This is a genomic window from Thermus thermophilus (genome assembly GCF_019974155.1).
Taxonomy (GTDB): Bacteria; Deinococcota; Deinococci; order Deinococcales; family Thermaceae; genus Thermus; species Thermus thermophilus_C.
This window is the reverse complement of record NZ_AP025158.1, coordinates 1,189,157-1,201,903: the sequence shown is the minus strand read 5'-3', so window position 1 is coordinate 1,201,903 and position 12,747 is coordinate 1,189,157. Positions and strand designations below refer to the sequence as shown.

General features: G+C 70.9%; 16 protein-coding genes. 8 read left to right on the top strand and 8 right to left on the bottom strand.

Going from position 1 to position 12,747, the window contains the following annotated elements; translation table 11 throughout:
* The first annotated feature begins 12 nt into the window (after positions 1 to 12).
* The 4 genes from hslO (at position 13) to TthTMY_RS06460 (ending at position 2,642) form a co-directional block, all read left to right on the top strand.
* On the top strand, positions 13 to 1,038 hold the full coding sequence (gene hslO / locus TthTMY_RS06475) for an Hsp33 family molecular chaperone HslO (protein ID WP_096410688.1): 1,026 nt from the start codon (positions 13 to 15) through the stop codon (positions 1,036 to 1,038).
* A gap of 76 nt (positions 1,039 to 1,114) precedes the next feature.
* Positions 1,115 to 1,528, top strand: coding sequence for a universal stress protein (locus TthTMY_RS06470; protein ID WP_096410687.1), 414 nt, complete (start codon positions 1,115 to 1,117; stop codon positions 1,526 to 1,528).
* A gap of 178 nt (positions 1,529 to 1,706) precedes the next feature.
* Positions 1,707 to 2,393 carry a zinc metallopeptidase gene (locus TthTMY_RS06465; RefSeq protein ID WP_096410686.1) on the top strand — a complete coding sequence of 229 codons (687 nt, stop codon included), beginning with the start codon at positions 1,707 to 1,709 and terminating at the stop codon, positions 2,391 to 2,393.
* Positions 2,394 to 2,642, top strand: a complete 249-nt coding sequence (locus tag TthTMY_RS06460) for a zf-TFIIB domain-containing protein (protein WP_096410685.1) — start codon at positions 2,394 to 2,396, stop codon at positions 2,640 to 2,642. It abuts the gene before it with no gap.
* 12 nt (positions 2,643 to 2,654) lie between these two features.
* Here TthTMY_RS06460 and TthTMY_RS06455 read toward each other — a convergent pair whose 3' ends face one another.
* From TthTMY_RS06455 to TthTMY_RS06420, 8 genes are all read right to left on the bottom strand, one after another.
* Positions 2,655 to 2,861: a hypothetical protein gene (locus TthTMY_RS06455; RefSeq protein WP_223903538.1), complete on the bottom strand. Its 207-nt coding sequence runs from the start codon at positions 2,859 to 2,861 to the stop codon at positions 2,655 to 2,657.
* A gap of 123 nt (positions 2,862 to 2,984) precedes the next feature.
* Positions 2,985 to 3,311, bottom strand: a complete 327-nt coding sequence (locus tag TthTMY_RS06450) for a nucleoside triphosphate pyrophosphohydrolase family protein (RefSeq protein ID WP_096410684.1) — start codon at positions 3,309 to 3,311, stop codon at positions 2,985 to 2,987.
* Positions 3,301 to 6,327 (bottom strand): AAA family ATPase, encoded by a 3,027-nt coding sequence (locus TthTMY_RS06445; RefSeq protein ID WP_223903101.1) that lies wholly within the window; start codon positions 6,325 to 6,327, stop codon positions 3,301 to 3,303. Before TthTMY_RS06445 ends, TthTMY_RS06450 begins: the two co-directional genes overlap by 11 nt.
* A complete protein-coding gene (locus tag TthTMY_RS06440; protein WP_223903100.1) occupies positions 6,324 to 6,821 on the bottom strand; it encodes a GerMN domain-containing protein in 498 nt (165 codons plus the stop codon). The genes TthTMY_RS06445 and TthTMY_RS06440 overlap by 4 nt, the downstream gene beginning before the upstream one ends.
* Positions 6,818 to 7,969, bottom strand: coding sequence for an N-acetylmuramoyl-L-alanine amidase family protein (locus tag TthTMY_RS06435; RefSeq protein WP_223903099.1), 1,152 nt, complete (start codon positions 7,967 to 7,969; stop codon positions 6,818 to 6,820). Before TthTMY_RS06435 ends, TthTMY_RS06440 begins: the two co-directional genes overlap by 4 nt.
* Positions 7,966 to 8,400: an SsrA-binding protein SmpB gene (gene smpB, locus TthTMY_RS06430; RefSeq protein WP_096410683.1), complete on the bottom strand. Its 435-nt coding sequence runs from the start codon at positions 8,398 to 8,400 to the stop codon at positions 7,966 to 7,968. The genes TthTMY_RS06435 and smpB overlap by 4 nt, the downstream gene beginning before the upstream one ends.
* A 1-nt stretch (position 8,401) precedes the next feature.
* Positions 8,402 to 9,109, bottom strand: a complete 708-nt coding sequence (locus tag TthTMY_RS06425; protein WP_096410682.1) for a carbon-nitrogen hydrolase family protein — start codon at positions 9,107 to 9,109, stop codon at positions 8,402 to 8,404.
* Positions 9,106 to 9,711, bottom strand: a complete 606-nt coding sequence (locus tag TthTMY_RS06420; protein ID WP_172844622.1) for a biotin transporter BioY — start codon at positions 9,709 to 9,711, stop codon at positions 9,106 to 9,108. Before TthTMY_RS06420 ends, TthTMY_RS06425 begins: the two co-directional genes overlap by 4 nt.
* 111 nt (positions 9,712 to 9,822) lie before the next feature.
* Here TthTMY_RS06420 and gap point away from each other — a divergent pair, with 111 nt between their 5' ends.
* The 4 genes from gap (at position 9,823) to TthTMY_RS06400 (ending at position 12,741) form a co-directional block, all read left to right on the top strand.
* Positions 9,823 to 10,818, top strand: coding sequence for a type I glyceraldehyde-3-phosphate dehydrogenase (gene gap / locus TthTMY_RS06415; protein ID WP_096410681.1), 996 nt, complete (start codon positions 9,823 to 9,825; stop codon positions 10,816 to 10,818).
* Positions 10,819 to 11,991: a phosphoglycerate kinase gene (locus TthTMY_RS06410; protein ID WP_223903098.1), complete on the top strand. Its 1,173-nt coding sequence runs from the start codon at positions 10,819 to 10,821 to the stop codon at positions 11,989 to 11,991.
* Positions 11,992 to 12,076: 85 nt separating this feature from the next.
* On the top strand, positions 12,077 to 12,364 hold the full coding sequence (locus tag TthTMY_RS06405) for a ribosome-binding factor A (RefSeq protein ID WP_096410680.1): 288 nt from the start codon (positions 12,077 to 12,079) through the stop codon (positions 12,362 to 12,364).
* On the top strand, positions 12,343 to 12,741 hold the full coding sequence (locus TthTMY_RS06400) for an acyl-CoA thioesterase (RefSeq protein WP_096410679.1): 399 nt from the start codon (positions 12,343 to 12,345) through the stop codon (positions 12,739 to 12,741). Before TthTMY_RS06405 ends, TthTMY_RS06400 begins: the two co-directional genes overlap by 22 nt.
* Positions 12,742 to 12,747 lie beyond the last annotated feature (6 nt).

Genomic DNA, 12,747 nt, shown 5'->3' with positions numbered 1-12,747 from the left:
TAATGGCGGGGTATGGGACGGATCCTTAGGGGCCTTGCGGGCGGAGGGGACCTGCGGGTGGTGGCCGCGGAGACCACGGACGTGGTGGAGGAGGCGAGGCTTCGCCACGGCCTTTCCCCCACGGCCACCGCCGCTTTGGGGCGCGCCATGACCGGGGCCCTCCTCCTCGCCCAGCTCCTCCTCAAGACCCCCAAGGAGCGGATCACCCTCCGGGTGGAGGGGACGGGGCCCTTGGGGGGGATCCTGGTGGAGGCCGACCCCCAGGGGAACGTCCGGGGATATGTGAAAAACCCCGAGGCCGAGGTCCCCTTGAGGGAGGACGGAAAGCTGAACGTGGGGGAGCTCGTGGGGGCCGGGGTCTTGCGGGTGGACCGGAGCCTCCCCAATGGGGAGGTCTACACGAGCACCGTGCCCTTGGTCTCGGGGGAGATCGCCGAGGACCTCGCCCACTACCTCTGGCAGTCGGAGCAGATCCCCTCGGCGGTGCTCCTCGGCGTGCGGGTCAAGGGAGAGGGGGAGGTGGAGGTGGCGGGGGGCGTGGCCGTCCAGGTGATGCCCGGGGCCAAGGAGGAGGTCTTGGGCCGCCTCGAGGCCAACCTCAAGGACCTCCCCGGCCTCACCCCCCTCCTTCGGGAGCGGGGCCTGGAGGGGGCTTTGGAGGCCCTTCTTGCCGGCCTGGGCTTTGAGCGCACCGACCTCCGCGCCCTGGGCTACCTCCAGAACGAGATCCCCGCCCGCTTCCGCTGCCGCTGCAACCGGGAGAAGGCCCTGGAGGCCCTGGTCTTCTTCACCCCGGAGGAGCGCGAGGAGATGATCGTGAAGGAGGGCGGGGCGGAGGTGGTCTGCCACTGGTGCGGGGAGGTCTACCGCTTCTCCCCGGAGGAGGTCCGCTCCCTGGTGGCCGAGGTGCGCTGCCCCGACTGCGGGGCCCTTTGGCTCTACCCCAAGGGGGACGGTACCCTCGCCCGCATTGAGGGGGAGACCTGCCGCTGCGGCCGCAAGGTGGAGCTCCCCTCGGAGACCCGCCCCCAGGCTTGACCACCCCATGCTGGCCTAAACCAGCATGGGGGCCCCGGGAGGGCCCGGGGGCCAAGGAAGCGGGTAAACTAGGAGCATGTTCAAGACCATCCTCCTGGCCTACGACGGCTCGGAGCACGCCAAGCGGGCGGCGGAGGCCGCCAAGGCCGAGGCGGAGGCCCACGGGGCGAGGCTTGTCGTGGTCCACGTCTACGAGCCCGTGCCCGACTACCTGGGGGAGCCCTTCTTTGAGGAGGCCTTGAAGCGCCGCCTGGAGCGGGCGGAAAAGGTCCTGGCCGAGGCGGTGGCCCTCACCGGGGTGCCCCGGGAGGACGCCCTCCTCCTGGAGGGCCGCCCGGCGGAGGCCATCCTCCAGGCCGCCTTGGGGGAGAGGGCCGACCTCATCGTCATGGGCACCCGGGGCCTTGGGGCGGTGGGAAGCCTCTTCCTGGGAAGCCAGAGCCAACGGGTGGTGGCCGAGGCTCCTTGCCCCGTGCTCCTCGTCCGGTAGTTGCAGGGGGGACGGCTTCTTGTTATAAAGTGAGTTCCGGGGAGTAGCCGCCCCGAAAGTGGGGCCAGCCGGTCGTCAGGACGGGAGGCATCCCCGGTCGGCTGGGGCGCCTTGAGGCGCATGGCGAGACCACCTTTGGGTGGCCTCGTTTTCTGCTACTCCCCGGAAGGAGGGAGCCATGGACACGCTTGCGTTCTTGCTCATGATCCTGGTCTTCGTGGCCAGCCTGGCCATCCAAGGAGGTCTACAGGCCACCTTTGCCCGCTACAGCCGGGTGGCGAACAGCCGGGGGCTCACGGGGGCCGAGGTGGCCCGGGCGATCCTAGACACCCACGGCCTCACCCACGTCCGGGTGGAGCCCGTGCCCGGGGCCCTCACGGACCACTACGATCCCCAGGCCAAGGCCGTGCGGCTTTCCGAGCCCAACTACGCCTCGCCGAGCCTGGCCGCCCTGGCCGTGGCCGCCCACGAGGTGGGGCACGCGGTGCAGGACGCTCGGGGCTACGCCTGGCTTAGGGTGCGGGCGAGCCTCTGGCCTGCGGCGAGCCTGGGGAGCAACCTGGGGCCCATCCTGGTCCTCGCCGGCCTCTTCCTCGGAGCCTTGGGCCTCGCCAAGCTCGGCCTTTACCTTTACCTGGCCGTGGCCCTCTTCCAGCTCATCACCCTGCCCGTGGAGTTTGACGCTTCCCGTAGGGCCCTGGAGTTCCTGAGGCGCATGGGCTTCCTCAGGCCGGAGGAGATGGGCCCTGCCCGGCGGGTCCTCACCTGGGCGGCCCTCACCTACGTGGCCGCCTTGGCGGGTTCCTTGGCCACGATCCTCTACTACGCGAGCCTTCTCGGCCTCTTCGGCCGGAGGGAGGAGTAGGTGCCCCTGCTCCTTTGCCCCCACTGCGGGGTGGGCATGCGGGAGGTGGAGCGGCGCGGCGTCCTGATTGACGTCTGCCCCCAGTGCGGCGGGGTGTGGCTGGACAAGGGGGAGCTGGAGAAGCTCCTGGCCGAGGCCAAGGAGGTGGAGCGCGGCTACGAGGAGGAGCTGGAGGGCTTTTACCGCAAGGAGGGCAAGCCCTACAAGAAGAAAAAGGGCTTCCTGGAGCTCTTTGACCTGTTTGACTGAGGGCTTGAAGGGCTAACCCCCCGGGGCCTCCCGGGGGGTTGGCGGCTTTGAGGTTTGCTCTGCGAAGCGGAGGTGCCAGCGGCGGTGCTCGGCGTACTCGCCCTTCTTGGCCTCGTCGGCCTTGAGCTCGGGGAGGGTGGCGGGGGGCTTGACGATGCCGGGCTCCCCGGGCCGCCCGTTGGCAGGCGTATTGAGGCCGGTGCGCTCGGTGAACTGCAGGGCCTGGATGAAGCGGAGGGTCTCGGGAGGATGCCGTTGGGGTCAATGATGAAAACCGCCCGCACCGCGGCGGTTTCGCCGGCCGCGGGCTGGATCATGCCGTAGAGCTTGAAATGGTTCGCACTATCGGTTATCCCCCGCCCCTCCTAGCCTGCCCCGCTCCTTGCGGGAGCGGAGCTTCGCCAGGTTGGCCTGGGCCACGGCCTCGAGGCTTTCCCCCAGGTCCGTGGCCACCTGGGCCACGTACCAGAGGACGTCCCCGAGCTCGGCGAGGATGGCCTCCCGGTCCTCCTCCCTGAGGCGCCCCCCGTGGTCGCGGAGGACCTTCTTCACCTTGTTGGCGAGCTCCCCGGCCTCCCCCGCGAGGCCCAGGGCGGGGTAGACGAGGCGGTAGGCCTCGGGGTAGAGGGCGGTCTTCTGGGCTTCCTTCTGGTACTCCTCAAAGGTCATGGGCCACCTCCTTGCGGATGGCGTAGACCCGGCTCACCCCCTCCTCGCTGGTGACGCCGTAGAGGGCGTGGCAGGCCTCCATGGTCCGCTTCTGGTGGGTCACCAGGAGGAACTGGCGCCCCGAGCGCAAAAAGCGCGTGAAGCGCAGGAGGTTCGCCTCGTCCAAGGCGGCGTCCACCTCGTCCAGGACGGCGATGGGAAGCCCGCCTTGGAGTTCCCCCAGGGCGAAGAGGAAGGCCAGGGCCCCGAGGGTCTTCTCCCCCAGGGAGAGGAGGCGGAGGTCCTGGGTGCGCTTCCCCGCCGGGGTGACCACGAGGCCCAGCCCCCGCGCCGTCCGGCGCACCTCCGTCCGCCCGCCGAGCAGGGCCTCCCCGTAGCGGCGGAAGGCCTCCTGGAAGCGGGCGAAGGCCTCCTCCAAGCGCTTCTGGTATTCGGCCTCCACCCCTTTGGCCTCGGCCTCGAGGCGGAGGAGGGCTTCCACGGCCTCGTCCAGTTCCCGCTGGCGCGCCTTAAGCTTTTCCTCGGCCTCCGCCAGGGCCCTTTCCGCCAGGGCGTTCACCGGGCCCAGGGCCTCTAGCTCCGCCTCTGCCTGGGCGAGGCGGGCCTGGAGGGCGCGTGGGGTCCCTTCCAGGCGGGGAAGCTCGGGGAGTTCGGCGAGCTCCCGCTCCACCTCTTCCCAGGCCGCCTCCCGCCGGGCCAGGGTGAGGCGGAGGTGTTCCCGCTCCGCGAGGAGGTGGTTTTGCCGGGTGAGGAGCCGGGTCTCCTCCTCCGCCAGGGCCTTGAGGGCTTGCCGAAGCTTCCGCACCCCTTCCTCCAGGGACCGGGCCCTTTCCGCCAGGGGGCGGGTGGCCTCCAAGGCCTTCTCCAGCTCCTTAAGCCGGGCCCGGACCCGCCCCGCTTCCTCCTTAAGCCTTTCCCACTCCTCCCAGGCCCGCTTCCTTTCCAAGAAGCGGGCGTAGGCCTCCGCCTGCTGGAGGAGGGCCTCGAGGCGGGCCGCTTCCTCGCGGAGGGCCTCGAGGTCCTGAGCCTCGGGCGCCTCCGGCGGCTCCGGGGGCTTGGGTTCGGGGGGAAGGGGCCTTTCCAGCCGGGCCCGGAGGGCGAGGAGCCGGGCCTTGGCCTCCTCCAGGGCCCTAGGGTGGGGGAAGGCGGAGAGCCTTTCCCTAAGGGCCTGGGCCTCCTGGGCGAGGGCCCTTTCCTCCGCCTCCGCTTCGTCAAGCCGCCGCCGCAGGGCAAGGGCCTCCCCCCCGGCGCGGACCCTCCCTCCGGTGATGGCCCCCGCCCGCTCCACCACCTCCCCCTCCAGGGTCACGAGGCGTTCCCCTCCCCCGGCCCTCAGGTAGGCGAGGGCCCGGTCCAGGTCCTGGAAGACCAGGGTGTCCCCGAAGAGGACGCCGAGCACCGCCTCCTCCGGTAGGCCGGGAAGGCGGAGGTGGGCCAGGGCGCGGGCGGGGCCCAAGAGGCCGGGGAAGGGCTTGGGCCCGGGGAGGGGGCGGGGGCGGAGGAGGGTGAGGGGGAGGAAGGTGGCCCGCCCCCCCACCCGCTTCAGGTGGGCGATGGCCCTCTTGGCCGCCTCCTCGTCCTCCACCAGAACCCACTGGAGCCTGGGGCCGAGGGCCGCTTCCAGGGCCTGTTCCAGCCCGGGCTCGGGGCGGAGGAGATCGGCCACCACGCCGAGCACCCCCGGAAGGCCCCGGACCCGCCTCGGCCCCTCGTGGAGGTCGGCGCCGCTTTCCACCAGGAGGTGGAGGCGCTCCCGCTCTTTGGCCACGCCCCTCCGCTGGGCCTCCACCTCCTTGAGCCTCGCCTCCAGCCCCTCCCGCTCCCGAAGCTGCGCGGCGAGCCGGGCCACCTCCTCTTCCAGGGCCTCCACCTCGGGCCTTAGGGCCTCCCGCTCCTTGAGGGCCTCGAGGCGGGCGGCGAGCCTTTCCTCGTACCGGGCCCGCTCGGCCTCGTAACGGCGGCGCGCCTCCTCCGCCCTTCGGACCTGGGCCTCTTTGCGCAGGATTTCCTCCTTGAGGGCGCGGAGCCGGGCCCTAAGGGCCTCCGGGGCCTCCTCTGGCCTTGGGGGCTCGGGGCCGGGTTCGGGGGGAGGGGGCCGGTCCAGGGCCTGGAGGACGCGGCGCAAGGACCCGGCCTCCCCCATCAGCCCCTCCCGCTCCTTGAGGGCGAGGTGGGCCTCCTCCAGGGCTTGGCGGAGCCCTTCTTCCTGGGCGAGGAGGTCCCGCTTTCGGGCGAGGAGGGCCTCCATGGCCTCCTGGAGCCCCTTGAGCTCGGCCTCCAGCGCCTCGAGGCGGAAGCGCATCCCCTGGGCCTCCTCCGCCAGCGCCTCTTTCCGGGCGAGGAGGAGGCTGCGCTTGAGCCTGAGCCTGAGCAGGCTCAGCTCCCGGGCCCTTTTCGCCCGGTCGGCCTCCCGTGCCAGGGCCTCCACCTCCGCCTTCAGGGCCTCTAGGGCCTTTTCCCGTTCCTCCACCAGGGCCGCCGCCTGGGCCAGGCGCTCCTCGGTGAGGCGGACGGCCTCGGCCACGGGCCTCAGCCCCGCCGCCTCCTCCAGGTGGGCGAGGAGCTGGACCTCGGGGGACTCCAGCACCGCCCCCACCTCCCCCTGGCCCACCACCGCGTACCCGCCCCGGCCGAGCCCGGTGCCCGCGAGGTGGAGGGCGAGGGCCTTGGCGCTTGTGGGGCGGCCGTTCACCCGGAGCTGGCTTCTTTCCCCCTCAATGCGCCGCTCCACCACCAGGCGCTCCCGGCCCCGGGAGAGCTCCAGGCGCACCTCGGCCACGCCCTGGGGGGGGCGGGTCTTGCCGCCGTGGAAGAGGAGGGCCTTGAGCTCCTCCCCCCTCAGGTCCTGGGCGCGGCTTCCGGTGACGAAGCGGATGGCCTCCACCAGGTTGCTCTTGCCCGAGCCGTTGGGGCCGATGATCCCCGTGATGGGGTCGGGGAAGTCCAGGAGGGTCCGGTCGGCGAAGGACTTGAACCCCTGGAGGACGAGGCGGTCCAGGCGCCAGGTCTCGCTCATGGCAGGCGTACGGGGGCTTCCAGGTCCAGGTGGGCGAGGCCGGGGCTCGGCTGTCCTTCCACCAGAAAGCGCACCTCGCTCCCCTCGGGGAAGGTGGCGAGGAGAGTGTAGGCGAGGCTGTAGAGGCGGTAGACCTCCCCCTCGGCGTCCAGCCCCCGGACGAAGTCCTTGGGCAGGTCCACCACGAGGCGCCCCTCCGCCGCGAAGAGGCCCAGGGGGGTGGGGCTTCCCGTGGCCTGGGCCCAGGCGAGGAGGGCCTTCTCGTAGGGGTTTTCCCCCAGGCCCACCTCGAGGACCACGGGCTCCCGGAGGAAGCCCCGGGGCGGGTCGGGGCGGTAGAGGTTCAGGGTGAGCTTCTCCTCCCGCGCGGCCTCGTCCGCGGGCAGGGGCAGGGCCTTGGGGGGGTTGGGGGCGGGGCTTTGCCAGTAGACGAGAAGCCCCAGGGCGAAGACGAGGAGGCCGAGGAGGTTGTAGGCGCTCAGGTACTTCCTCACGGCGCACCCCCCTCGAGGTAGGCCCGGATCCCCTGGGCGATGGCCTGGGCCACGAGGGCGCGGGCCTGCCCCGTCCCCAGCCTTTCCGCCCCCACCTCCAGAAGCACCGCCGCCCCGTCCACCCGGGCCAGGGCGTAGGGCCCCTCGGCCTTGACCACGGCGAACCCCTGGGCGGTGAGGGCCCGCTCCAGGGCCTCGGCGAGGCGGGCGGGGTCCCCGGCGTAGGCCCGAAGGAGCCTCGCCCGTTCCTCGGGGAGGTCGCCGAGGCGGGAGAGGCTTTGGGCGAGGGGGCTCGTCCGGTCCTTGGGGAAGTAGAGGCGCACCTCACGGCCCCGGGCCATGTGGAGGGAGACCACCACGGAGGCGGTGCGGGCCAGGGCGAGGCGCGCTTCCAGGGGCAGGGTCTCGTCGCCCTGCCGGGTGAGCCGGGCGCCCGGCAGAAGGGCGGCCACGCGGCGGGCGAGGTCCAGGACGACCTCCTTCTCCACCAGCCCCTGGGCCTCGAGGCCCGGGTCCTCCCCGCCGTGCCCCGGGTCCAGGAGGACGGTGGGGGAAGGGAGGGGGAGGGGGGTGAGGCCCACGGCCACCTGGCCGCCCCCGGGGTAGTAGACCCGCTCCGGGGGGCGGGAGAGGGGGAGGAAGAGGCCCATGGCCTCTTGGACCAAGGCGGGGTGGCTCCCCTGGGCCATGAGGAAGAGGACGCCCCCGGGCCGCACCACGGCGTTCACCTCCCGGCTGAAGCGGAGGAGGTAGCCTTCGGGCCGGGCCTCCACCTGGAGGAGCTGGGCCCAGGGGAGGTCCAGCTGGATGCCCACCTGGGCCCGGTAGGAGAGGCCGAGGGCGTCCGCCAGGGGGCGCAGGGGCACGTAGACGCGCCCGTCCTTGCGCCAGGCGGCGAGGCTGGAGGCGGCCTTGGCCTCGTCCGCTTCCACCGGGAAGGTCCGGTAGCGGGCCCCAAGCCCGAGGGCCACCTGGCCCTCCCCCTGCCAGAGGGCGAGGCCGAGCCCCCGGGCCACGAGCCCCACCTCCCCGTAGGACACCCCCCGGTTTCCCGGGTAGAGGGCCTCCCCGGTAAGCTCCCCCACCCTCAGGGGCTTGGGGGCCTGGGCCAGGGCGAAGGAAGCGAGGAGGAGGAAAAAGGCCCTCATAGCTCCTCCAAGGCGCGGCGCACGGCCTCCTTCTTGTCCTCGCGCCGCTTTTCATAGGCTTTCTTCCCCCGGGCGAGGCCCAGGAGGACCTTGGCGTAGCCCCGCTCGTTGAAGTAGATCTTGAGGGGGACCAGGGTGAGGCCCCTTTGCTCCACCTTGCCGAGAAGCCGCCTAAGCTCGTGCTTGTGCAGGAGGAGCTTCCGCTTCCTCCTCGGGTCCACGTTGGTGTAGGAGCCTTTTTCGTAGGGGGCGATGTAGAGGTTTTCCAGGTAAAGCTCGCCGTCCTCAAACTTGGCGAAGCTTCCCGTGAAGTCCACCTTCCCCGCCCTCAGGGACTTCACCTCGGTCCCCTTGAGGGCGATGCCCGCCTCGTAGGTTTCCAGGATCTCGTAGTCGTGCCGCGCGCGGCGGTTCTCCAGCACGGGGGCCATCTTACCAAAGCCGGTGGAGGTCTTCCCGGCGGTGCTGGAGGAGGGGGTACTTCTTGCGGTAGGCCTCCAAAAAGGCCCAATCGGGCTCGGCCACGAGGAGGCCTTCCTCCTCCTTCCGCGCCAGGACCCGCCCGTCGGGGGCGACGAAGAGGGAGGGGCTTCCCGTGTCCGCGCGGCTTGCCAGGAAGAGGTAGGCCTGGTTCTCCGCCGCCCGGGCCCGGGCGAGGACCTCCAAAAGCCCGGCGTAGGCCCCGGGCCAGGCCGCCCCTACCAAAAACCCCTGCGCCCCTCTGAGGGCGTAGGCCCGGAAGAGCTCGGGGAAGTCCAGGTCGTAGCAGAGGGCAAGCCCGAAGACCTTTCCTCCCCAGGGGAGGAGGACGGGCCTTTTCCCAGGGCGGAGGCCCTCGTCCCCCTCTTCCCCTTCCGCCCGGTAGAGGTGGAGCTTGGCGTAGGCGGGGCCTTGGGGGAAGGCCTGCAGGCGGTTTTCCCCTTCCGCAAGGTGCCCCGCAAGGAGGAGAAGCCTTGCCTCTTCCGCAAGCTCCCTAAGGGCCTGGGAAAGCCCGGGGTCTTCCCGTTTGCCCAGGACGAGCTCGGGGAGGAGCAAAAGCCCCGCCCCCCGCTCCTTGGCCTCCTGGACCAGGGGGCGGAGGGCTTGAAGGAACTCCCTTAGGCGTTCCCGCTTGGCGAGATGGGCTAGGGCCAGGATCACTTCCGGCCCAGGAAGCGCCAGGCGGTGGGGAGGAGGAGGGCGGCCAACACCGCCTTCACCAGGTCCCCGGGGATGAAGGGGAAAAGCCCCATGGCGAGGAGCCCCTCAACCCCGGTGAACTTCCCCGCACCCATGAGCCAGGCGGCAAGCCAGGGAAGCCCCACGAGGTAAAGGAGGGCGTTCCCCAGGAGCATGGCGAGGAGGGTGCCGAAGAAGCCCCGGTCCAGGCCGAAGCGCTCCACCAGAAGCCCCACCAGGCCCGCCGCCAGAGGAAAGGCCAAGAGGAAGCCCCCGGTGGGGCCGAGGATCCTGGCGATCCCGCCCGTGCCCCCGGCGAAGACGGGGAGGCCCATGGCCCCCTCCAGGAGGTAGGCGAGGAGGGCGAGGAAGCCCAGGCGGCTTCCCAGGGCCGCCCCCACCAGGAGGACGCCCAGGGTCTGGCCGGTGATGGGGACCGGGGTGAAGGGGAGGGGAAGGGCGATCTGGGCGGTGAGGGCCACGAAGAGGCTTCCTGCAAGGATGAGGAGGAGGTCCCGGGCCAGGGTCCTTTGGGGCCAGAGGGTCTTCATAAGGGGGGTGTAGGGCAACACCTCGGTCTTCACGCTTTCGCCTCCTTTCCCCGCCCTAGGCGGGTCGTCAACCAAGCTATGGGTTTTCGGTTGACGTGTCAAGGCGGGGGCTAAGGGGTATACTGGCCCGGAGGAGGTGTAGGCATGAAGGTCGGTATCAACGGATTCGGCAGGATCGGGCGGCAGGTTTTCAGGATCCTCCACGAAAGGGGCGTGGAGGTGGCCTTGGTCAACGACCTCACGGACAACAAGACCCTGGCCCACCTGTTGAAGTACGACTCCACCTACGGCCGCTTCCCCGGGGAGGTGGGCTACGACGAGGAAAACCTCTACGTGGACGGGAAGGCCATCCGGGCCACGGCGATCAAGGACCCCAGGGAGATCCCCTGGAAGGAGGCGGGGGTGGGGGTGGTGGTGGAGTCCACGGGGGTCTTCACCGACGGGGAGAAGGCCCGGGCCCACCTCGAGGCCGGGGCCAAGAAGGTGATCATCACCGCCCCCGCCAAGGGGGAGGACATCACCGTGGTCCTCGGGGTGAACCACGAGCAGTACGACCCCGCCAGGCACCACATCCTCTCCAACGCCAGCTGCACCACGAACTCCTTGGCCCCGGTGATGAAGGTCCTGGAGGAGGCCTTCGGCGTGGAGAAGGCCCTCATGACCACGGTCCACTCCTACACCAACGACCAGCGCCTCCTGGACCTGCCCCACAAGGACCTGCGCCGGGCCCGGGCCGCCGCCATCAACATCATCCCCACCACCACGGGGGCGGCCAAGGCCACCGCCTTGGTCCTTCCCTCCCTCAAGGGGCGGTTTGACGGGATGGCCCTAAGGGTGCCCACGCCCACAGGGAGCATCTCCGACATCACCGCCCTCCTCAAGCGGGAGGTGACCGCCGAGGAGGTGAACGCCGCCCTCAAGGCCGCGGCCGAGGGCCCCTTGAAGGGCATCCTCGCCTACACCGAGGACGAGATCGTCCTCCAGGACATCGTCATGGACCCCCACTCCTCCATCGTGGACGGCAAGCTCACCAAGGCCATCGGCAACCTGGTCAAGGTCTTCGCCTGGTACGACAACGAGTGGGGCTACGCCAACCGGGTGGCCGACCTGGTGGAGCTCGTCCTGAAGAAGGGGGTCTAGATGCGCACCCTTTTGGACCTGGACCCCAAGGGCAAGCGGGTCCTGGTGCGGGTGGACTATAACGTCCCCATCCAAGGGGGGAAGGTCCAGGACGAGACCCGCATCCTGGAAAGCCTCCCCACCCTCCGCCACCTCCTGGAGGGCGGGGCTTCCCTCGTCCTCCTCTCCCACCTGGGCCGCCCCAAGGGCCCGGACCCCAAGCACTCCCTGGCCCCCGTGGGGGAGGCCCTGAAGGCCCACATTCCCGAAGCCCGCTTCGCCCCCTTCCCCCCGGGCTCGGAGGAGGCCCTTAGGGAGGCGGAGGCCCTGAGGCCCGGGGAGGTTCTCCTTCTGGAGAACGTGCGCTTTGAGCCGGGGGAGGAGAAGAACGACCCGGAGCTTGCCGCCCGCTACGCCCGGCTCGGGGAGGCCTTCGTCCTGGACGCCTTCGGGAGCGCCCACCGGGCCCACGCCAGCGTGGTGGGGGTGGCGAGGCTTCTCCCCGCCTACGCGGGCTTCCTCATGGAGAAGGAGGTGAAGGCCCTCTCCCGCCTCCTTCAGGACCCGGAAAGGCCCTACGCCGTGGTGCTCGGCGGGGCCAAGGTCTCGGACAAGATCGGGGTCATTGAGAGCCTCCTTCCCCGCATAGACCGCCTCCTCATCGGCGGGGCCATGGCCTTCACCTTCCTCAAGGCCCTAGGGGGAGAGGTGGGGAAGAGCTTGGTGGAGGAGGACCGGCTGGACCTGGCCAAGGACCTCTTGGGGCGGGCCGAGGCCTTGGGGGTTAGGGTCTACCTCCCCGAGGACGTGGTGGCGGCGGAGCGCATTGAGGCTGGGGTGGAGACCCGGGTCTTCCCGGCCCGGGCCATCCCCGTCCCCTACATGGGCCTGGACATCGGCCCCAAGACCCGGGAGGCCTTCGCCCGGGCCCTGGAGGGGGCGAGGACGGTCTTCTGGAACGGGCCCATGGGGGTCTTTGAGGTGCCTCCCTTTGACGAGGGGACCCTGGCCGTGGGGCGGGCCATCGCGAGCCTCGAGGGGGCCTTCACCGTGGTGGGCGGGGGCGACTCCGTGGCGGCGGTGAACCGCCTGGGCCTTAAAGAGCGCTTCGGCCACGTCTCCACCGGGGGCGGGGCGAGCCTGGAGTTCCTGGAAAAGGGCACCCTGCCCGGCCTCGAGGTCCTGGAAGGCTAAGCGCCCTTGCCCGGACCGGAAGGCGCCCGTGGAAACCCCACGCGGGGAGCCTTAGAATAGGCCTGGGGCGTGGAGGCCCCAGGCCATGGCTTACGGCAAGGCCCACCTCGAGGCCCGGTTGAAGCGCGCCCTCGCGGAGGAGATCCAGGCCCTCGAGGACCCTAGGCTCTTCCTCCTCACCGTGGAGGCGGTGCGCCTTTCGGAGGACGGGAGCATCCTTTCGGTCTACGTGGAGGCCTTCCGGGAGGAAGAGGGGGCCCTGCGGGCCCTTTCCCGGGCCGAGCGCCGGCTTGTGGCCGCCCTTGCCCGGAGGGTGCGCCTGCGCCGCCTCCCCCGCCTGGAGTTCCTGCCGTGGAGAGCCTCACCCGCATAAAAGTCCGCTACGCCGAGACGGACCAGATGGGCGTGGTCCACCACGCGGTCTACGCCGTCTACCTCGAGGCCGCCCGGGTGGACTTCCTGGAAAGGGCGGGGCTTCCCTACCACCTCGTGGAGGCGAGGGGGGTCTTCTTCCCCGTGGTGGAGCTCGGCCTCACCTTCCGCGCCCCGGCGCGCTTCGGGGAGGAGGTGGAGGTCCGGACCCGCCTCGCCGAGCTTTCCTCCCGGGCCCTCCTCTTCCGCTACCGGGTGGAGCGGGAGGGGGTCCTTTTGGCCGAGGGCTTCACCCGTCACCTCTGCCAGGTGGGGGGAAGGGCGGCCCGCATCCCGGAGGACCTCTACCGGGCCTTGAGCGTGCTACACTTAAGGTAGCATTGG

What these genes read in the sequence shown, in the direction of transcription:
- TthTMY_RS06410 (WP_223903098.1), top strand. Translation starts at nt 10,819, where the DNA reads ATGCGCACCCTTTTGGACCTGGACCCCAAGGGCAAGCGGGTCCTGGTG.
- TthTMY_RS06405 (WP_096410680.1), top strand. Translation starts at nt 12,077, where the DNA reads ATGGCTTACGGCAAGGCCCACCTCGAGGCCCGGTTGAAGCGCGCCCTC.
- TthTMY_RS06435 (WP_223903099.1), bottom strand. Translation starts at nt 7,969, where the DNA reads ATGAGGGCCTTTTTCCTCCTCCTCGCTTCCTTCGCCCTGGCCCAGGCC.
- TthTMY_RS06450 (WP_096410684.1), bottom strand. Translation starts at nt 3,311, where the DNA reads ATGACCTTTGAGGAGTACCAGAAGGAAGCCCAGAAGACCGCCCTCTAC.
- TthTMY_RS06445 (WP_223903101.1), bottom strand. Translation starts at nt 6,327, where the DNA reads ATGAGCGAGACCTGGCGCCTGGACCGCCTCGTCCTCCAGGGGTTCAAG.
- TthTMY_RS06465 (WP_096410686.1), top strand. Translation starts at nt 1,707, where the DNA reads ATGGACACGCTTGCGTTCTTGCTCATGATCCTGGTCTTCGTGGCCAGC.
- TthTMY_RS06470 (WP_096410687.1), top strand. Translation starts at nt 1,115, where the DNA reads ATGTTCAAGACCATCCTCCTGGCCTACGACGGCTCGGAGCACGCCAAG.
- hslO (WP_096410688.1), top strand. Translation starts at nt 13, where the DNA reads ATGGGACGGATCCTTAGGGGCCTTGCGGGCGGAGGGGACCTGCGGGTG.
- smpB (WP_096410683.1), bottom strand. Translation starts at nt 8,400, where the DNA reads ATGGCCCCCGTGCTGGAGAACCGCCGCGCGCGGCACGACTACGAGATC.
- gap (WP_096410681.1), top strand. Translation starts at nt 9,823, where the DNA reads ATGAAGGTCGGTATCAACGGATTCGGCAGGATCGGGCGGCAGGTTTTC.